Genomic DNA, 19181 nt, shown 5'->3' on the forward strand with positions numbered 1-19181 from the left:
AGGCAGCGTGGCCCGCATCGGCGTGATCAGCATTTCCGACGGGCGTGACCATGTGCACGCGCGCAACGCCCGGTTCATCCAGTCCAAACAGGACGAGCTCGTGCGCTCGCTGACCGCGGCCGGGCACGACGTGGTCGCGGGGCCGGACCTGGTCGCGACCAACACGCTGGCCACGTCGGTGGCGCGGGAGGTCGCCGCCGCCGGGGTGGACGTCACGATCTTCTACTACGCGGTGTGGAGCTTCCCGCACTTCACGATGCTCGCCGCGGACGCCACGCGCAGCCCGCTGATCCTGGTCGCCAGCACCGACCCCACCGAGCCGGGGCTGGTCGGCATGCTCGCCGCCGGTGGCGCGCTGGACCAGATCGGCCGCGCCCACACCCGGATGTGGGGCGCGCCGGACGACGCGGACCTGGCCGGCCGGGTCGGCGCGCACGCGCGGGCCGCCGCCGCGGTCGCGTCGCTGCGCGGGTCCACCTTCGGCCGCTTCGGCGGCCGCCCGATGGGCATGAACACCGCGGTCGCCAACACCGACCAGTGGATGCGCCAGTTCGGCGTCGACGTCGAGGAGATCGACCAGTACGAGCTGGTGCTGCGCGCGGAGAAGGCCGACGTCGGCGAAGCGGCCAAGGCGCGCCGCTGGATCGAGGAGCACGCCGCCGGTGTCCACTACGACGGCCGGAAGCTCACGCCCGAGCTGCTGGAGCGGCAGATCCGGTCGTACCTGGCGATCCGCGACATCATCGACGAGCGCAAGCTCGACTTCTCCGGCATCAAGGGCCAGCCGGAGCTGACCGAGCACTTCGCCACGATGGACATCACCGAGGCGTTCCTCAACGACCCCTACGACTGGAACGGCCCCAAGCCGGTGCACGTCACCGCCACCGAGGCGGACATGGACGGCGCGCTGACCATGCAGCTCATGCACAAGATCTCCGGCGACCCGGTGCTGTTCGCCGACGTGCGCCACTACCACGCCGACCGCGACATCTGGGACCTGTGCAACTCCGGCCAGCACGCCACCTGGTACGCCGCGCGCAGCGACGACCCGGCGGAGAACCTGGCGAAGGTCCACTTCTACCCGGAGGTGTTCTTCTTCCCCGCGGGTGGCGCGTCGGTCCAGCACATCGCCGCGCCAGGGCAGATGACGCTGGGGCGGCTCACCCGGCAGGCCGGGGAGTACCGTCTGCAGCTGATGCTGGGCGAGTTCGAGAACTACGACGACGAGACCAACGAGTCCCTGATGCGGCAGTCCACGCCGGAGTGGCCGCACGCGTGGGCGCGGCTGGACGCGCCCGCCGAGACGTTCCTGTCGCAGTTCGGGGCCAACCACATCCACGCCATCCCGGGCGACCGCCGCGCCGAGCTGCGGGCCGCGGCCGGCCTGCTCGGCGTCGACGTGCACGAGTGGTCCCGTGACTGATCTGCTGCTCGGCATCGACATCGGGACGTCCAGCTCGAAGGGCGTCCTGGTCACCCCCGACGGCGAGATCGTCGCCCGCGTCTCGCGGGCGCACGAGACGTCGTGCCCGCACCCGGGCTGGGTCGAGCACGACGCGGAAACCGTGTGGTGGCAGGACTTCCTCGCACTGACCCGGGAACTGGTCGCGGCGGCGGGCGATCGGAAGCCGGCCGCGCTTGCGGTGAGCGGCATCGGGCCGGTGCTGCTGCCCGCCGACTCGGACGGCACGCCGCTGCGGCCCGCCATCCTGTACGGCGTGGACACCCGGGCGTCCCGGGAGATCGAGGAGCTGACCGCCGAACTCGGCGCGGAGTCCATTCTGGAGCGGGCCGGGACGGCGCTGTCGTCGCAGGCGGTCGGCCCGAAGTGGCGCTGGCTCGCCCGCCACGAGCCGGAGGTGTTCCGGCGCACCCGGCTGTTCTTGATGTGCAGTTCCTACCTCGTGCACCGGCTGACCGGCGAGTACGTCCTGGACCACCACTCGGCCAGCCAGTGCGACCCGATGTACGACCTGCGCGCGGGGGACTGGGCCGCGGACTGGGCGGCGCTGTGCGCGCCCGGCGTCGAGATGCCGCGGCTGGTGTGGCCGACCGAGGTGGCCGGCGTGGTGAGCGCGGCCGCGGCGGCGGAAACCGGTCTGCCGCAAGGTCTTCCGGTCACCGCCGGGACCGTCGACGCGTGGGCCGAGGCCGCCAGCGTCGGCGTCGCCGAGCCGGGCGACACGATGGTCATGTACGGCACCACGATGTTCCTCATCCAGGTGCTGGCCGACCCGCGCCCGCACACCGGCCTGTGGACGACGTGCGGCGCCTTCCCCGGCACGTACTCGCTCGCGGCCGGAATGGCGACCTCCGGCGCGATCACCGACTGGCTGCGCCGTCTCGTCGGCGGCGACTTCGCCACGCTCGTCGACCAGGCCGCGAAGGTGCCGCCGGGCAGCCGGGGACTGCTGATGCTGCCCTACTTCGCGGGCGAGCGCACGCCGCTGTTCGACCCGGACGCCCGCGGCGTGCTGGCGGGGCTGACCACCTCGCACGGCATCGGCGAGATCTACCGCGCTGCCCTGGAGGGCATCGCGTACGGGGTGCGGCACAACCTGGAGGCCATGCGCGACTCCGGCGGCGCGGCGGGCCGGCTGGTCGCGGTCGGCGGCGGCACGCAGGGCGGGTTGTGGACGCAGATCGTCAGCGACGTGACGGGCGCCGACCAGCAGGTGCCCGCGGAGACGATCGGCGCCGCGCTCGGCGACGCGCTGCTGGCGGCCGTCGCGATCGGCGCGGAGCCGGACATCACGCGCTGGAACCCGGTGGCGAGCACGGTTCGCCCGGATCCTGCCGCCGTGGACACTTATGACCGGTTCTACGCGCGGTACCGCGAACTCTACCCCTCCACAAAGGACATAACGCACTTTCTGGCCGAGCAGCAGCGGGAGAGCGGGCACTAGCCTGGCCGGGTGTTTTCCGAACCCTCGGGCCAGGGCTGGCAGCAGGTCGGCGAACTCGTGCTCGCGCTGGTGCTGTGCTCGCTGATCGGCCTGGAACGCGAACTGAAGCAGAAGAGCGCCGGCCTGCGCACGCACACGCTGGTCGGGGTGGGCGCGGCGCTGTTCCTCCTGGTGAGCAAGTACGGCTTCACCGACGTGCTCGAGCCGGGGCGGGTCGTGCTGGACCCGTCGCGGGTGGCGGCGCAGATCGTGTCCGGGATCGGGTTCATCGGCGGCGGGCTGATCTTCGTGCGGCGCGACGTGGTGCGCGGCCTGACCACCGCGGCGGTGGTGTGGATGAGCGTGGCGGTGGGCTGCGCGTGCGCCGCCGGGCTGCCGCTCCTGGCGGTGGTCGTCACCGCGGCGCACTTCGTGGTGGTCTACGGCTACCCGCCGCTGGTGCGGCTGCTGACGCGCCGGAGCCCCGCGACGACGACGGTGCGCCTGGCCTACCGGGACGGCGAGGGGGCGCTGCGGCGCATCCTCGAACTGGCGACCCGTTCCGGCTACTCGGTCCAGCAGGCCCTGACCGACCGCCGCGACTCCGGCGGCGTGATCGACCTGAGGATGCGGCTGCTCGGGCCACGGGGCGTCGACGACCTGCTCGCGGCGCTGGCCGAGCAGCCCGGGATCCTGGCCGTGGAGACCGGCGCGATCGACGATACGAGCGAGTAGAAGTCGCAGGTCAGCGGGGTTGCACTACCCCGAGCGGGTGAAAAGCGGACGGTGGTGTTCCCGCCAGGTAACGATTCACGCTCGGCTTGCGAGGAATGGTTGACGCGCTCGGTGGAAGCGCGGTGAGCCGAGAGAAGACGACGCCATGGGTGTTGTTCCCACCGTGGGTCCCGGGCCGGGACCGCGGCGGCCGCTGGCCAGTTCGATGGCGGTGTTCGCCGCCCTCGGGGTGGTCCTGACGGTCGGCCTCACCTCGCTGCTCGTCGCCGGGCAGCGCTCCGCCGACCCGTCGGTGGGGTCGCTCAGCGGGGCCAGCGCGCCGGTCGTGGCGCCGGTCGCGCCGGTGCCGCAGGTGTCCTACGCCGTGACGTACGAGCTGACGGGCGGCGCCGGTGCGCTGAACGTGACGTACGTGGCGAAGGGCGCCGACATCGCCCAGGTCCTCGAAACGGACACGCCGTGGTCGGTGTCGATCGAGCGCACCGGGCCGCAGGGCTCGGAGCAGTACTTCAGCCTGACGGCGCAGAACGCCGGCGGCGGCACCCTGACGTGCCGCATCATCGTCGACGGGGTCGTGGTGAGCGAGCGGTCCGTGTCGGCGCCGCAGGGCATGGTGCGCTGCTCGAAGTCGCTGCCCTGACCCGTCCGCGCCGCCTCCCGCGGTCGCCGTGGGGCACGATCACCTCGTGAACGGTGCGACGCTGCAGACCGGGCCGGTGCTGGCCGTCGTCCTCGCCGCGCTCGTCGTGGTGGGCGCCCTCGCGGTGTGGCTCGGCCGGCTCGGGCCCGGGTGGGCGGTCGCCACGGCGGCCGGCCGCGCGGTCGTCCAGCTGGGCGCGGTGTCGCTGCTGATCACCGCCGTGCTCCGGTCCGGCTGGCTGACCGCGCTGTTCGTGCTGCTCATGTTCACCGTCGCCGCGGTCACCTCGGCCCGCCGCGTCGGGCTCCGGCTGCGCCGCGTGCCGTGGATCGCCGTCGCCCTGGCGTGCGGTGTCCTCCCGGTGCTCGCGCTGGTGCTGGGGTCGGGTGTGGCGCCGCTGGAGCCGATCGCGGTGGTGCCGATCGCCGGGATCGTCATCGGCGGCGCCATGAGCGCGACGTCCCAGGCCGCCCGCCGCGCCCTCGACGAGCTGGCCACGCGGCACGGCGAGTACGAAGCCGCGCTCGCGCTCGGTTTCCTGCCACGGGCGGCCGCGCTGGAGATCTGCCGTCCCAGCGCCGGGCAGGCGCTGATCCCCGCGCTCGACCAGACCCGCACGGTCGGCCTGGTGACCCTGCCCGGCGCCTACGTCGGCGTGCTGCTCGGCGGGGCCAGCCCGGTGCAGGCCGGGGTGACGCAGGTGCTGGTCCTGATCGGGCTGCTGGCGGCCGAGGCGATCGCCGTGCTCGTGGTGGTCCAGCTCGTGGCGGCGGGACTCGTCGATCGCGGTTAGCGTGGGGGCATGACTGTTGCGGACTTGGTGATCGACGGGTTCGGCCGCATCCAGGAGGTCGTGCACGAGGCCGTCGACGGGCTGACCGAGGACCAGCTGGCCGAGCGCCTCGACGCGGACGCCAACTCGATCGCGTGGCTGGTCTGGCACCTCACGCGGGTGCAGGACGACCACATCGCGGACCTGGCAGGCACGCCGCAGGTGTGGACCGAGCAGGGGTGGCACGAGCGGTTCGGGCTGCCGTTCCGTCCGGGGGCGACGGGCTACGGGCACCGCTCCAAGGACGTCGCCGCGGTGCGCGCGGAGGCCAAACTGCTCACCGGCTACCACGACGCGGTGCACGACTCGACGGTCGCGTGGCTGGGCTCGCTGCGCGAAGACCGGCTGGACGACGTGGTCGACGAGGCGTGGGACCCGCCGGTGACCCTCGGGGTCCGGCTGGTCAGCATCCTCTCCGACGACCTCCAGCACGCCGGGCAGGCCGCGTTCATCCGCGGCGTCCTGGAGCGGCGTTAGGGCGGTGGGAACTCGGCCGCGACCTCGGCGGCGTCGTCCATCGTCGCGGGGTCCGGCCGACCGCCGCCGGGCGCGGCCTCCGCGATGACGACGAGCGAGCCGTCGCGCCGGGACCCGTAGTACCGCCCCGTGAACTCGACGCCGGTGAGGCCGAGCGCGCCAGCCGCCAGGGGCTCGACGTTGCCCGTGCCGTCGGTGTCGGCGAGCTCCTTGAGTTCGGCCGCGGTGCCCGCGCTCGGCATGCGCACCCACGCGATCGACACGACGACGGTGTTGCCGCGCGTGTCCCCGATCGCGAGGAGGAGCCGGTCCAGCTTGCGGCACGGGTGCGTCCGGAAGAACTGCTGGACCTGGCCGTAGGAGTGGGCGCCGCAGGTCGTCGCGGCGTGAGCGGTCTGCCGCAGCTGGCGCAGGCCGATGCGGTTCCAGGCCTCGCCGCGCTGTCCCTTGCGGGCGGCGTCCTTGCCGGCCGACTTGCCGTGGGCGGAGGTGGCGGAACCGCCGGTGACGCCGCCGCCCGTGGTCAGTCCGGCCCCGCCGACCACGGCCAGGCCCACGGCCACGGCGGCGATCGCCGCGCCGCCCTTCTTCTTGTAGCCAGGTCTGCGCCTGCCCTGCGCATCCGTCCACCAGTAGTCGGGTTCCACGGCTGGAAATAATCGCCGCTTCACTCCATTGGTTTCATCGGTTGCGGTGAAATCGCTCGAACGGCCCAGTCCCGAATTCTGGTGAGATTTCAAATGCTCCCAGTATTCCGAGAAGAACCGCTGGTCGTGACTGACATAACCGGCACTGTCCGAAAAGGACACCGAGGCCACTGAGGGTGTTCTCGCTCGTTCATCCGAACAGGACCCCGGGTCGCTCGCCTGGCCGTTGCCGCCACCCGATCACCGATGGCACCGTCGAAGACATGCAGGCCTTCACTCTGCCCGAGTTCTACGTCCCCCATCCGGCCAGGATCAACCCGAACCTGGAGGGCACCCGCGCGCACAGCATGGACTGGGCGCGTCGCATGGGCATGCTCGACGCGGCCAAGCCCGGCGGGGGTGTGGTGTGGACCGAGGCGGCGCTGGCCGAGATGGACTACGCCCTCATGTGCGCCTACACGCACCCGGACTGCGAGGGCCCGGCCCTCGACCTGATCACCGACTGGTACGTCTGGGTGTTCTTCTTCGACGACCACTTCCTCGAACAGTTCAAGTACTCCCGCGACATGGCTGGTGCGAAGGAGTACCTGGACCGCCTCGAGCTGTTCATGACCGCGCCCGGCCAGGAGCCGCCGGAGCCGGCGAACCCCGCCGAGGCCGGGCTGAAGGACCTGTGGGAGCGCACGATCCCGGCGATGTCGGAGGGGTGGCGGCGGCGGTTCACCCTGAGCACCCACAACCTGATGGTCGAGTCGATGTGGGAACTGGCGAACATCGACCTGGGCCGCGTCGCCAACCCCATCGAGTACATCCAGATGCGGCGGCGGGTCGGCGGGGCGCCGTGGTCGGCGAACCTGGTCGAGTACGCCGTGCGGGCCGAGGTGCCGGACCGGTTGTCGGCGACGCGGCCCGTCGAGGTCCTGTCCGACACGTTCGCCGACGCCGTGCACCTGCGCAACGACCTGTTCTCCTACCAGCGCGAGGTGCAGGAGGAGGGCGAGAACTCCAACGCCGTGCTGGTGCTCGAACGGTTCCTCGGCTGTTCCACCCAGGAGGCGGCCGAGCTGGTCAACGACCTCCTGACGTCCCGGCTGCAGCAGTTCGAGGACACCGCCTTGGTCGACGTGCCCGCGCTGCTGGCCGAGCACGCGGCCCTGCCGCACGAGCAGATCGCCGTCGGGGCGTACGTCAAGGGGCTGCAGGACTGGCAGTCCGGCGGTCACGAGTGGCACGCGCGGTCCAGCCGCTACATGAACGAGGGCGCGGCCGGCGGCGGCTCCAGCCGGCTCACGGCCGGACCGGTCCTGCGCACCCGCACGCAGCAGCGTGACCACGTGCCGTTCACGAAGGTCGGGCACCTGCCGCTGCCGGAGATCTACATGCCGTACGCGTTCCGCACGAGCCCGCACCTGGACGAGGCGCGCGAGCGCAACGCACAGTGGTGCCGGGAAATGGGTTTCTACGATTCCGTGCCGGGTGTGGAGGCCGGCGGGGTGTGGGACGAGGACCGGCTGCGCGGGATCGACCTGGCGCACTGCGCGTCGATGATCCACGCGGACGCCGATCCGGACGAGCTGCACCTGTCCACGGCGTGGCTGGCGTGGGGCACCTACGGCGACGACTACTTCCCGGCGGTGTTCGGCACGGGCCGCAACGTGCCTGCCGCGAAGGTGACCAACGACCGGCTGTCGCTGTTCATGCCACTGGACGCGGGGGAGACGCCGGAGCCGCTGACCCCGCTCGAGCGCGGCCTGCAGGACCTGTGGCGGCGCACGGCGACCCCGCTGAGCGGCGACGCGCGGCGGGTGTTCCGGAAGGCGGTCGAGGACATGACCGCGAGCTGGGTGTGGGAGCTGGCCAACCAGGCGCAGAACCGCATCCCGGACCCGATCGACTACGTCGAGATGCGGCGGCGCACGTTCGGCTCGGACATGACGATGAGCCTGGCCAGGATCACGCACCTGACCGAGGTGCCGCCGGAGCTGTTCGGCACGAGGACGCTGCGTGAGCTGGAGACCGCGGCGCAGGACTACGCGTGCTTCGCGAACGACCTGTTCTCCTACCAGAAGGAGATCGAGTTCGAGGGCGAGCTGCACAACATGGTGCTGGTGGTGGAACATTTCCTCGGTCTGGACCGGCTCGCCGCGCGGGACGTGGTGAACGACCTGATGACGGCACGGATGGGACAGTTCGAGCACATCCTCGCCACGGACCTGCCACAGCTCTTCGAGGACGCCGAACTGGACCAGCCCGCCCGCGACGCGCTTCTCCGCCACGCCGACGAGCTGAAGGACTGGATGTCCGGCATCCTCGAGTGGCACCGCCAGTGCGTGCGCTACACCGAGCCGGAGCTGAAGCGCCTGACCACTCGCGCGGCGCCGGCGTTTCCCGCCGGGCTCGGCATGTCGGCCCTCCGGCTGGCCGACCGTTTCCGGGCCGCCTCGGCCTGAGGAACCGCTCGGGCCGGGGGCGCGGGTCAGCGGCGGCTCCCGGGTTCAGGCCGGGGCGACCAGGCGCCGAGGGCGGACCCAGCCGCCGCGCCTGGCGCGGCAGGGGCAGTGGCGAGCAGCTTCCGTCCCGGGAGATCGCGGCGGTGAGGAAGTCACCCCTGCCGGGAGGCCACTCCCGGGGAAATCACCCCCGCCGGAAGATCACCCGCGCCCGGCGGCTTCCTTCGCGCCTCGCACGGCGAGCTTGTCCGCTCGTTCGTTCTCGGGGTGTCCGGCGTGCCCCTTGACCCAGTGCCACTGCACCTCGTGGGCGCCGATCGCCGCGTCGAGGCGTTGCCACAGGTCCGCGTTCTTCACCGGCTCGCGGCTCGCCGTCTGCCAGCCGTTCGTCTTCCAGCGCGGCATCCACTGCGTCACGCCGTTGCGGACGTAGCTCGAGTCCGTGTACACCCGCACCACCGAGGGCCGCGTCAGCGCCTCCAGCGCGCGGATCGGCGCCATCAGCTCCATGCGGTTGTTCGTCGTCGTGCCGGGTTCGCCGCCGTAGAGCTCCTTCTCGTGCCGCCCGTAGCGCAGCACCGCGCCCCAGCCGCCCGGCCCGGGGTTCCCGCTGCACGCGCCGTCGGTGTAGATGTCCACGACCGGCCCGTCCTCCTGCACGCGCGGAAGCGTAGCAGCGGCAACGAATCGTTCACCCCACGGCCACACCGGATCAAGTAACTTCCGCGCCCCGGCCGCGACTCCAGGAGGAGGCCCTCCGGACTCACCCGCGGGAGTGGATCATGCGTTACCGTCCCATCGGCAGCGATCCCCTGGACGGGCGGCTCGGCCGCTACATCCCGGACGACTGGCGCCACCTGGAGAACTACCCGATCACGGCGCTGCCGGAGGTGGACCGCCCCAGCGCCGTGCCCGTGGTGATCGGCGTCAACTGGTACGAGGCGTTCGACGAGCCGGAGCGCGACGAGCGGTCCGGCGAGTTCTTCATCGGCCACCGGGGCGACCTCGGCCGGATCCGCGGCGGGCACTGCGTCTGCCTGGAACCGGGCGGCGACCCGGACACGGACGACTGGTACCGCTTCTACGACCAGGGCCACGAGGGCGCCTGCGTCGGTTTCGGCTGGTCGCGCTGCATGACCCTGCTGAACAAGGGCCTGTACGCCGCGCGCTGGCTGTGGGACCGCGCCAAGGAACGCGACGAGTGGCCGCAGACCAACCCCGGCGACGACGAGGGCACCTCCGTCCGTGCCGCCGCCGAAGTGCTCGTCGCCGCAGGCCACGTCGACTGGCGGGAGGACTTCGCCGGGGACGACTCGGGCGAGCGCGCCGGGTACGAGCCGGACGTGGCGGACGGGATCCTCGCGTTCCGCTGGGCGACCTCCGCCGCGGACGTGCACCAGGTGCTCGCCAACTCGCGCGCCGACGAACTGAACGCCGTGCCGATCCTCAACTCGTGGGGCGACAACTACCCGCACCGGGTGTGGCTGCCCGACGAAGTCCTCGACCGGCTCATCGGCGAGGACGGCGAAGTCGCGATCCCCACGGACCGCTGACATGACGTCCTACCCGGACCGCGACGCGGTCGAGAAGCGTGTGCACGAGCGCGAGGACGAACGCCTGCGCAAGATCGCCATCCTGGCCGAGCCGTTCGGGCTCGCGAAGGCCGACGACCCCGGCCGGGTCGCCACCCGCATCGACCGGCTGAGCCGCTCCCGCCCGGACGTCCGCCCGGTCGACCCGGTGGCCATCGCGGAGGGGCAGGAGGACGCGCTGCGCGACGCGGGCACCGTGCTGGAGCGGATCATCCGCACCGACGACCTGCTCGGCGTCGGCTACCTCGAAGGCGGGGTGCGCGCGGCGAAGGCGGTGGGCCGCATCTCCATCCGCGACGACCGCGGCCGCCTGCGCGGCTACGGCACCGGATCGCTGGTGTCGCCGGAGCTGCTGCTCACCAACCACCACGTCCTCGCCGACGCCGCGACCGCCGCGTGCAGCGTCGTCGAGTTCGACTACCAGGACGGCGCCGACGGCCTGCCGCTGCCGGTGCGGCTGCTCGCGCTGGACCCGGCGCGGTTCTTCGCGGCCGACCAGGGCCTGGACTTCGCGCTCGTCGCGGTCCGGGCCACCGCCGCGGAGCTGGCGCCGTTCGGGTTCAACCGGCTGGTCGAGGCCGAGGGCAAGGCGATCGTCGGCGACTTCGTGACGATCGTGCAGCACCCGAACGGCGAGCGGAAGCAGATCGCGTTGCGGGAGAACAGGATCGTCGACGTGCTGGAGCGTTTCCTGCACTACGAGACCGACACCGAACCGGGCTCGTCGGGCTCGCCGGTCTTCAACGACCAGTGGGAGATCGTGGCGTTGCACCACGCCAGCGTCCCCGCGCCGGAGAAGGGCGAACTGGGCGGGGTCGTCAACGAGGGGGTGCGGGTCAGCCGCCTGCTGGCCGCCCTGCGCGCCCGCACGTTCCCGCCCGAGCAGCAGGCCCTGCTGGCCGGTGTGTTCGGCGAGCCCTCGCCGGTGGTCGCCGCCCCCGTCACCGAGGCCATCCGCATCGACCCGGACTACGGCAACCGGGCCGGTTACGACCCGGATTTCCTGGCCGGTCACCGGGTTCCGCTGCCCGAGCTGTCACCGGACCTGGTGCCGCTGGCCGCGGTGAACCGGCAGGCCACGAGCGAGCCGAAGCACGTGCTGCCCTACCACCACTTCAGCGTGGTGCTGAACAAGCAGCGCAGGCTCGCGTTCTTCACCGCGGTCAACATCGACGGCGCGACGAGCGTCCGGTTGCGCCGCGAGAAGGACAAGTGGTCGCTGGACCCGCGGGTGCCGGAGGAGGAGCAGACCGGTGAGCCGGTCTACGCGGACAACCCGCTCGACCGCGGGCACCTCGTACGCCGGCTCGATCCGGCGTGGGGACCGTCGCGGGAAGCGGCGAAGTCGGCCAACGACGACACCTTCCACTTCACCAACTGCACGCCGCAGCACGAGGACTTCAACCAGAACCGCACGACGTGGGCGGGGCTGGAGGACTACGTGCTGGAAAACGCCGACAACCGGGACCTGCGGGTCAGCGTCGTCACCGGCCCGGTGTTCGCCGCCGACGACGACCAGTACCGGGGCGTGCAGCTGCCGCGGCAGTTCTTCAAGGTGGTGGCGATGGTCCGGCAGGACGGCAGCCTGTCGGCCACCGGCTATCTGCTCAGCCAGGAACAGCTGCTGCAGGGCCTGGAGGTCGCGGCCGCCGAGTTCTCCTACGGCGCCTACCGCACGTTCCAGGTGCCGGTCCGGCGCATCGAGGACCTGACCGGGCTGTCGTTCGGCCCGCTCGGCGACGCGGATCCGCTGGGGCAGCAGGAATCGGCGACGACCGCGAAGGAGGTCGGCGGGCCGGCGGACCTGGTCCTCTAGGGTGTCACGCCCGCGGCGTCACCAGGGCGCCCGCCCGACGTTCTGCTCCGCGACGTGCCGCAGCACGATGTCCTCGGCGGGCTCGTCGGCGGCGGGCAGGCTGTGCAGCATCCCCGCCGCGCGCAGCGCGCGTTCGACCGGGCGGGCGCCGGTGCCGGTGACCCGCAGGGCGGCGCCGCGGCGCGCGGCGGCCTGCTGGGTCTCCACGAGCACCGTCAGCCCGGCCGTGCCGAGGAAGGTGACCTCGGACAGGTCCAGCACCAGCAGCGTCACCGGGCCGCGCAAGCGGTGACCGATGACCTGGGACAGTTCGGGGGCGGCGGCCAGGTCGACGTCGCCGCCGACCTCGACGAGCAGGGTGTGCGGCGCGGGCTGGGAGACCTCGACCGTGAACGCGCCGGCGTCCGGGGGCTGGATCGATCGCGGAACCGGGATGGCCCCCTGCGTGACCGGGGCGGGGCGGGTTTCCGGAGGAGCCATGAGCACGGCCTCCACACTGCGCGGCAAGCGCCTGTCGGATACGTCATGACGGCTACCTGCTCAACCGCAGGCCCGATGCTACCCCCGGGCCACCACTTCTGCGAGGCGCCCAGGTCAGCGGCCGGCGAGCTGGGTGGCCGCGGCGTGCAGGCCGGTCAGCGCGGCCTCCTCGTCCAGGCGACCGGGGACGAACAGCACGCACGCGCTCGCCACCCGCCCGGCCCGCAGCGCGACGGGCACCGCGAGCGCGCCGATGCCGGGCAGCACCTCGCCGGTGGTGCGCACGTGGCCCAGCTCGCGGGCCAGGGTGACCTCGGGTCGTTCGTTCGGGCGCGGCGGGAGCGCGGCGAGCAGGGCGAGGCCGGGCGCGCCGCGGGTGATCGGGTGGCGCACACCCGGCCGGTAGGACACCGGGCCTGCCGCGGCCGGTGGTTCGACGGTGACCAGCGTGAGCGCCTCCTCGCCGTGGGGGACGGCGAGGAACGCGACGGTCCCGGTGGCCTCGGCGACCGGCGTGAGCGCGGAGTGCGCCAGCGATTGCAGGTCCGAGCGCACGGCCGAGGCGACGGTGAGCACGGCCAGGCCCACCTCGTAGCGGCCCGCCGGGTCGCGCTGCAGGTAACCGTGCGCCTCCAGCGTGCACAGGACGCGGTAGGCGATCGACCGGTGCAGGCCGGTGACCTCCGCGATCGTCGCCGTCGTGCACGGGGCGTGTTCGGCGACGGCCTCCAGCACGGCAAGCCCCCGTTCGAGTGTTTGCAGCCCCGCGCCGCCGACGACCTTGCCTTCTGCCATGCCGCCCTCGTACTGTTCTCTCAGAAATAGAACTCTCTGCTCGATAATAGAGTAAGGACAGCGCAGTGACCACGGTCGGCATCGTCGGGGCGGGCATCGCCGGTCTGCACCTCGGCCTGGCCCTGCGTGCCGCCGACGTCCCGGTCACGCTGTACGCCGACCGGCCCTTCGACGAGCTGGCGGCCGGTCCGCTGCTCAACACGGTCGCGCACCACCACCCGCTGCTGGAACGCGAGCGGGCGCTCGGCGTGCACCACTGGCCCGCGACCGAGTTCGGATACCGGGCGCACCACCACTGGATCGGCGGCCTCCGCTTCACCGGCCGGTTCACCCACCCGTCGTGCGCCGTCGACCACCGCCTCTACCTGCCGCGGCTGGCCGAGGACCTGGCCGCGCGCGGCGGGCACGTCGAGGTGCGCGAGGTCGGCCCGCGCGACCTGGGCGCGCTGGCCCGGCGGCACGACCTGCTCGTCGTCGCGTCCGGCCGTGGCGCGCTGAGCGGCCTGTTCCCGCGCCGCCCGGAACACAGCCCGCACGACGCGCCGCGCCGGCTGGTGTGCGCCGGCCTGTACACCGGCATCGCGCCTGCCGAACCGGCCGCGGTCACCATCGGCGTCGCACCGGGGCAGGGCGAGCTGCTGGAGATCCCGCTGGTGTCCCGGCACGGCCGGGTCACCGCGCTGCTGTTCGAGAACGTGCCGGGCGGCGACCTCGCGGTGCTGAACGAGCTGTCCCCGGCGGATGACCCGGCGCTGTTCCGCAAGACGGTCGTGGAGAAGCTGCACGAGCACCATCCGGCGACGGCCGAGCGCGTGCTCGGCGACTTCGCCCTCACCGACCCGCGGGACCTGCTGCAGGGCGCCGTCACGCCCGCGGTGCGGGAGGACTTCCTGCCGCTGGGCGACGACAGGTTCGCCCTCGCGCTCGGCGACGCCCACGTCGTCGTGGACCCGGTGATGGGGCAGGGCGCGAACATCGCCGCCTACAGCGCGGCCGTGGTCGCCGCGGAGATCGCCGCCGAAACCGTCTACGACGAGGTGTTCTGCCGCCGGGTCGCGCGGGCGCGCGAGGAGGTTCTGCTGGGCGCGTCGGCGTGGACGAACCTGGTGCTGGACCCGCCGCCGTGGCTCGGCGAGCTGTGGCGGGGCCTGGCGGACGACCCGCGCCGCGCGGACGAGTTCACCGACAACTTCGACCACCCGGACCGGCAGTGGCGCGCGCTGGCCACCCGGCGCCGGGTGCGGGCGTTCCTCGACGGAAGCTGACCGGGAGAGCGGAGGACAACGTGGTCCACACAGCGACGAAGATCCTGAGCACGCGAGCGGCGCCCGGCGGCGAGACCGTCGACTACTGGCGGCACGTCATCTCCGACGCGTTCGTGCCGCTGGAGGCGGCCGCGCCGGAGCCGTCGTTCCGCGGCGAGGTGCGCATCGACCGCCTCGGCTCGACCCTGGTGTCCAGAGTGGACGCGGGGCCGCACCGCGTCCGCCGCACGAAGGCGATGATCAGCGCGAGCGAACGCGGCTACTACAAGCTGGGCCTGCAGGTGCGGGGCAGCTGCCTGCTCGTGCAGGACGGCCGGGACGCGCTGCTCGGGCCCGGCGACTTCGCGCTCTACGACACCGACCGGCCCTACACGCTGGCCTTCGGCGAGCCGACCTCGATGGCGGTGTTCATGTTCCCGCGCGAGCGGCTGCGCCTGGGCGCCGGGGGAGCGCGGCAGGTCCTGGGGCAGCCCATCCGCGGCGACGACGAGCCGGGTTCGCTGCTGTCGCCGCTGTTCCGGCGGCTGGTGCGCCAGCTGGGCGGCGCCACGTCGCCGATCCCGCTGGCCGACGCCGTGCTCGACCTGCTGGCCGCGCTGCTGACCGAACAGGCCGGCGCGGCGCCGGATTCGCTCGTCCTGCAGGCCCAGGCCTACATCGACACGCATCTGTCCGATCCGGACCTGTGCCCGGATTCGGTCGCCGCCGCGCTGCACATCTCCATCCGCTACCTGCAGAAGCTGTTCGCCGAGCAGGGCACGGGCGTCGCGAGCTGGATCCGCACCCGGCGGCTGGAGCAGTGCCGCCGCGACCTGTCCCGGCCGGAGCTGACCCGCCCGGTGAGCGCGGTGGGCGCCGCGTGGGGCCTGCCGGACGCGGCGCACTTCAGCCGCGCCTTCAAGGCCGCGTACGGGCTGAGCCCGCGGGAGTTCCGCGCCCAGGCGCTGTCCTGACGCCCGGCCGTTCGCGAATCGTCAAGAAGCGTTCGCCTGAGGGAAAGACCGGCGGGGCCGCGCCGCGCAGGATGGTCCCATGAACCTGACCGGGCAACTCCTCATCGGCGGCGAGTGGACGGCCGCAAGCGGCGGAGGCGTCTTCGAGACCGTCGACCCGGCCACCGCGCGGCCCATCGGCACGGTCGCCGACGCGCGCCAGGCCGATGTGGACAGTGCCGTCGCCGCCGCCCGCGCCGCGTTCGAACCGTGGCGCCGCCTCAGCCCCGCCGCCCGCGCGCGCATCCTGTGGCGCGTCGGCGACCTGATCGACGAGCACGCCGACGAACTGGCCGCGCTGGAGACCCGCGACCAGGGGCAGCCGATCGGCATCGCGCGGAACGTGTCGGTCGCCGCGGCCGCCGAGCACTTCCGCTACTACGCCGGCTGGGTCACCAAGATCGAGGGTGAGACCTCGCCGGTGTCCGTTCCGGACGTCCTCCAGTACACCCGCCGCGAGCCGGTCGGCGTGTGCGCGCTCATCACGCCGTGGAACTTCCCGCTGATGATCGCGTCCTGGAAGCTCGCCCCGGCGCTCGCGTGCGGCAACACCGTCGTCGTCAAGCCCGCCGAGCAGACCCCGCTCACCACGCTGCGCCTCGCGCGGCTGATGGTCGACGCCGGTGTCCCGGCCGGCGTCCTCAACGTCCTCACCGGCGGCCCGGAAACCGGCCGCGCCCTGGTGGACCACCCGGACGTGGACAAGGTGTCGTTCACCGGCTCCACCGACGTCGGGCGCGAGATCGTGCGCGGCAGCGCGGGCAACCTCAAGCGGGTGTCGCTGGAACTGGGCGGCAAGGCGCCCGCCGTCGTCCTGCCCGACGCCGACCTGCCCGCCGCGGTGCAGGGCTGCCTGCAGGGCGCGCTGCTGAACTCCGGCCAGGTGTGCGCCGCCTACACCCGGTTCTACGTGCACAGCTCCCTGGTCGGCGAGTTCGGCGAGCGGCTCGCGCGGGCCGCGGAGAAGATGGTCATCGGCCCCGGCCTGGACCCCACGACCCAGCTGGGCCCGCTCGTCTCCGCCGACCACCTGTCCGCAGTGGACACCGCGGTGCGCAAGGCCGCGGCCGAGGGCGCCCGCATCGCCACCGGCGGCGAAACCACCGGCAGCGACGGCTACTTCTACCGCCCGACCGTCCTCACCGGGGTCACCGACGACATGGCCGTCGCCCGCGACGAGATCTTCGGCCCGGTGCTGGCGGTGCTGCCGTTCGACGACACCGACGAGGTCGTGCACCGCGCCAACGACACCGAATACGGCCTCGCCGCGTCGGTGTGGACCCGCGACGTCAGCGCCGCGCACCGCCTCGCCGACGCCATCCGCGCCGGCACCGTCTTCATCAACATGCCCAACCCCGTCGACGCCGCGGCGCCGTGGGGCGGGTTCAAGTCCAGCGGGTGGGGCCGCGAGATGGGCAGGCACGCCATCGAGCTGTACACCGAGATCAAGAGCGTCTGGACCCACCTGTGAGGAAAGGAGCGACCATGCCGGACATCGGCATCATCGGCGCCGGGATCGCCGGCCTGCAACTGGGACTGCTGCTGCGCAAGCACGACGTCCCGGTGACGATCTACACCGACAAGACCGCGGCCCAGCTGGCCGGCGGGCGGCTGCTCAACAGCGTCGCCCACCACGCGCCGACCCTGAAGCGCGAACGCGAGCTGGGCATCGACTTCTGGCCGGTGGAGGAGTACGGCTACTCCTGCCACCACCACTACGTCGGCGGGCCCGAGCCGATGTCCTGGCGCGGCGACTTCGCCGAGTGGTCCAGCGCCATCGACTACCGCCTCTACCTGCCCAAGCTCACCGAGGCGTTCGAGGAGCGCGGCGGGCGGCTGGAGGTCCGGACGCTGCAGGCCGAGGACATCGAGCCGATCGCCGACCGGCACGACCTGCTCGTCGTCGCCGCCGGACGGGGCGCGTTCGCCGCGTTGTTCCCGCGCCGGCCGGAGCTGAGCCCGTACGACGGGCCGCAGCGGATCCTGTCCGTCGGCCTCTACCGCGGCATCACCTACTCGGAGCCGAAGGGCGTCACTATCAGCGCCTCGCCCGGGCACGGCGAGCTGCTGGAAATCCCCATGTACGGCAAGGACGGGTTCACCACCGCGCTGCTGTTCGAGAACGTGCCGGGCGGCGACCTGGAGATCCTCGGCCGCCAGTCCTACGACGCCGACCCGAAGGCGTACGAGCGGCTCGTGCTGGACAAGCTCGCCAAGCACCACCCGCAGACGTTCGAACGCGTCGACCCGGCGAGCTTCGCGCTGACCGGCCCGCTGGACATCTTGCAGGGCGCGTTGACCCCGACCGTGCGGCAGGACTACGCGAAGCTGCCGAACGGCAAGTTCGCGCTGGCCATCGGCGACGTGCACACCGTGGTCGACCCGGTCGTCGGGCAGGGCGCGAACTCGGCGTCGCACTCCGCGTGGGTGACCGGGCAGGCGATCCTGGAGGACTACGGGTTCGACGAGCTGTTCTGCCAGGACGTGGCCGCGCGCCGCGCGGACGTCGTGCTGGGCGCGGCGAACTGGACCAACCTGATGATCGGCCCGCCGCCGGAGCACCTGCTGCGCCTGTTCGGCGCGATGCACGCGGACAAGGCGATCGCCGACGAGTTCACCAACAACTTCGACTACCCGGACCGGCAGTGGCGCATCCTCGCCACCGCCGAGCGCACCGACGAGTTCCTGGCCCGCCACGCGAAGGCCTGAGGAAGGGAGTTTTTCCGCATGTACCGGCTGACCGTGTTGTACCCGCCGCCGGCGGACCCGGAGCACTTCAAGCAGTACTACGTCAGCACGCACCTGCCGCTCGCGGCGAGGCTGCCGGGCCTGCGGGCCATGCGGTACAGCTTCGACGTGGCCGCGATGGGCGGGGAGAGCCCGTATTTCGCGATCTGGGAGGGCGAATTCGACTCGGCGGAGGCGATGGCCGCGGCGATGGCGTCGGAGCAGGGCCAGGCCGTGGCACGCGACGTGCCGAACTACGCGACGGGCGGGGCGCAGATCCTGCACTACGCGCCCGTCGAAGGCTCGTGACCGCGGGCGTGGCCACCGACCCGCGCCGGTTCCGCACGGCGATGGGACGGTTCGCCACCGGGGTCACGGTGATCACGACGAGGACCGCCGACGGGCACGTGCACGGCATGACGGCGAACGGGTTCCTGTCGGTGTCGCTGGACCCGCCGCTGATCCTGGTGTCGCTGGGCGCGTGCACGATGGCGCGGCACCTCGAGGCAGGCGACCGGTACGCGGTGACCGTGCTGTCCGCGGAGCAGGAGGAGGTGTCCCGCCACTTCGGCGGGCGCCCGTCACTGTCCGTGGAGTTCGCGTCGGAGGGCGGGTTCGACTTCGTCCCCGGCGGCCTGGCGTTCATCGGCTGCCGGATCGTGGACCGCCACCCCGCCGGGGACCACACGCTGTTCCTCGGGGAGGTCGAGCACCTGGCCTACCGGGACGGCGCACCGCTGCTCTTCTACACCGGCTCGTACCGCACGCTGCACGCCGGCCTGACGGAGGACGTGTTCTTCTACTGAGCCCGGTGATCAGTCCCGGGGATCGACGGTCCGGAGCAGGCG

19 protein-coding genes are annotated in these 19181 nt (G+C 72.5%); 15 read left to right on the forward strand and 4 right to left on the reverse strand.

The features are described 5' to 3' along the window. Positions 1-7: 7 nt before the first annotated feature. The 6 genes from ACCP09_RS21880 to ACCP09_RS21905 all read left to right on the forward strand — a co-directional run bounded on the left by ACCP09_RS21880 (position 8) and on the right by ACCP09_RS21905 (position 5569). A complete protein-coding gene (locus tag ACCP09_RS21880; protein ID WP_433749568.1) occupies positions 8-1423 on the forward strand; it encodes an L-fucose/L-arabinose isomerase family protein in 1416 nt (471 codons plus the stop codon). Then, positions 1416-2906 (forward strand): FGGY-family carbohydrate kinase, encoded by a 1491-nt coding sequence (locus ACCP09_RS21885; protein WP_433749571.1) that lies wholly within the window; start codon positions 1416-1418, stop codon positions 2904-2906. The genes ACCP09_RS21880 and ACCP09_RS21885 overlap by 8 nt, the downstream gene beginning before the upstream one ends. 9 nt (positions 2907-2915) lie before the next feature. Next, complete coding sequence (locus ACCP09_RS21890; protein WP_027930778.1) at positions 2916-3620, forward strand: MgtC/SapB family protein; 705 nt, start codon at positions 2916-2918, stop codon at positions 3618-3620. Positions 3621-3765: 145 nt separating this feature from the next. Beyond that, positions 3766-4260: an MmpS family transport accessory protein gene (locus tag ACCP09_RS21895; RefSeq protein ID WP_378335986.1), complete on the forward strand. Its 495-nt coding sequence runs from the start codon at positions 3766-3768 to the stop codon at positions 4258-4260. A 46-nt stretch (positions 4261-4306) separates the two neighbouring features. Further along, positions 4307-5053 carry an ABC transporter permease gene (locus ACCP09_RS21900; RefSeq protein ID WP_433749575.1) on the forward strand — a complete coding sequence of 249 codons (747 nt, stop codon included), beginning with the start codon at positions 4307-4309 and terminating at the stop codon, positions 5051-5053. A 9-nt stretch (positions 5054-5062) separates the two neighbouring features. Continuing rightward, complete coding sequence (locus ACCP09_RS21905; RefSeq protein ID WP_378335987.1) at positions 5063-5569, forward strand: mycothiol transferase; 507 nt, start codon at positions 5063-5065, stop codon at positions 5567-5569. Here the strand turns inward: ACCP09_RS21905 and ACCP09_RS21910 are convergent. After that, positions 5566-6216, reverse strand: coding sequence for a hypothetical protein (locus ACCP09_RS21910; RefSeq protein WP_431902294.1), 651 nt, complete (start codon positions 6214-6216; stop codon positions 5566-5568). The two genes, ACCP09_RS21905 and ACCP09_RS21910, sit on opposite strands and share 4 nt — an antisense overlap. Positions 6217-6479: 263 nt before the next feature. Between ACCP09_RS21910 and ACCP09_RS21915 the strand changes: the two genes are divergently transcribed. Then, on the forward strand, positions 6480-8666 hold the full coding sequence (locus ACCP09_RS21915; protein WP_433749579.1) for a terpene synthase family protein: 2187 nt from the start codon (positions 6480-6482) through the stop codon (positions 8664-8666). A gap of 201 nt (positions 8667-8867) precedes the next feature. Here ACCP09_RS21915 and rnhA read toward each other — a convergent pair whose 3' ends face one another. Next, positions 8868-9326 (reverse strand): ribonuclease HI, encoded by a 459-nt coding sequence (rnhA, locus tag ACCP09_RS21920; protein WP_026153069.1) that lies wholly within the window; start codon positions 9324-9326, stop codon positions 8868-8870. 122 nt (positions 9327-9448) lie between these two features. Here rnhA and ACCP09_RS21925 point away from each other — a divergent pair, with 122 nt between their 5' ends. Both ACCP09_RS21925 and ACCP09_RS21930 read left to right on the forward strand, forming a co-directional pair. After that, positions 9449-10219 (forward strand): hypothetical protein, encoded by a 771-nt coding sequence (locus tag ACCP09_RS21925; protein ID WP_378335990.1) that lies wholly within the window; start codon positions 9449-9451, stop codon positions 10217-10219. A 1-nt stretch (position 10220) separates the two neighbouring features. Then, the gene (locus ACCP09_RS21930) at positions 10221-12074 is read left to right on the forward strand and encodes a DNA/RNA non-specific endonuclease (RefSeq protein ID WP_400989267.1); all 1854 of its coding nucleotides are present in this window, start codon (positions 10221-10223) and stop codon (positions 12072-12074) included. Between the two features lie 18 nt (positions 12075-12092). Here the strand turns inward: ACCP09_RS21930 and ACCP09_RS21935 are convergent, their stop codons facing one another. Next, the gene (locus tag ACCP09_RS21935) at positions 12093-12554 is read right to left on the reverse strand and encodes an STAS domain-containing protein (RefSeq protein ID WP_231960557.1); all 462 of its coding nucleotides are present in this window, start codon (positions 12552-12554) and stop codon (positions 12093-12095) included. A gap of 114 nt (positions 12555-12668) precedes the next feature. Continuing rightward, positions 12669-13349 carry an IclR family transcriptional regulator gene (locus ACCP09_RS21940; protein ID WP_027930769.1) on the reverse strand — a complete coding sequence of 227 codons (681 nt, stop codon included), beginning with the start codon at positions 13347-13349 and terminating at the stop codon, positions 12669-12671. 65 nt (positions 13350-13414) lie between these two features. On the opposite strand from ACCP09_RS21940, the gene ACCP09_RS21945 reads away from it, so the two are divergent. From ACCP09_RS21945 to ACCP09_RS21970, 6 genes are all read left to right on the forward strand, one after another. Next, positions 13415-14614, forward strand: coding sequence for a styrene monooxygenase/indole monooxygenase family protein (locus tag ACCP09_RS21945; protein WP_378335994.1), 1200 nt, complete (start codon positions 13415-13417; stop codon positions 14612-14614). Between the two features lie 20 nt (positions 14615-14634). Further along, the gene (locus ACCP09_RS21950) at positions 14635-15567 is read left to right on the forward strand and encodes a helix-turn-helix domain-containing protein (RefSeq protein ID WP_433749585.1); all 933 of its coding nucleotides are present in this window, start codon (positions 14635-14637) and stop codon (positions 15565-15567) included. Positions 15568-15646: 79 nt separating this feature from the next. Beyond that, positions 15647-17077 carry an aldehyde dehydrogenase family protein gene (locus ACCP09_RS21955; RefSeq protein WP_378335996.1) on the forward strand — a complete coding sequence of 477 codons (1431 nt, stop codon included), beginning with the start codon at positions 15647-15649 and terminating at the stop codon, positions 17075-17077. A 14-nt stretch (positions 17078-17091) separates the two neighbouring features. Beyond that, entirely contained in the window at positions 17092-18315 is a 1224-nt protein-coding gene (locus ACCP09_RS21960; protein WP_123682644.1) for a styrene monooxygenase/indole monooxygenase family protein, read from the forward strand. Between the two features lie 18 nt (positions 18316-18333). Then, positions 18334-18642 (forward strand): EthD family reductase, encoded by a 309-nt coding sequence (locus ACCP09_RS21965; RefSeq protein WP_433749590.1) that lies wholly within the window; start codon positions 18334-18336, stop codon positions 18640-18642. Further along, positions 18639-19139, forward strand: a complete 501-nt coding sequence (locus ACCP09_RS21970; RefSeq protein WP_027930763.1) for a flavin reductase family protein — start codon at positions 18639-18641, stop codon at positions 19137-19139. Before ACCP09_RS21965 ends, ACCP09_RS21970 begins: the two co-directional genes overlap by 4 nt. The last annotated feature ends 42 nt before the right edge of the window (positions 19140-19181 follow it).

Source organism: Amycolatopsis sp. 3B14 (assembly GCF_050958625.1).
GTDB classification, from domain to species: Bacteria; Actinomycetota; Actinomycetes; order Mycobacteriales; family Pseudonocardiaceae; genus Amycolatopsis_E; species Amycolatopsis_E thermoflava.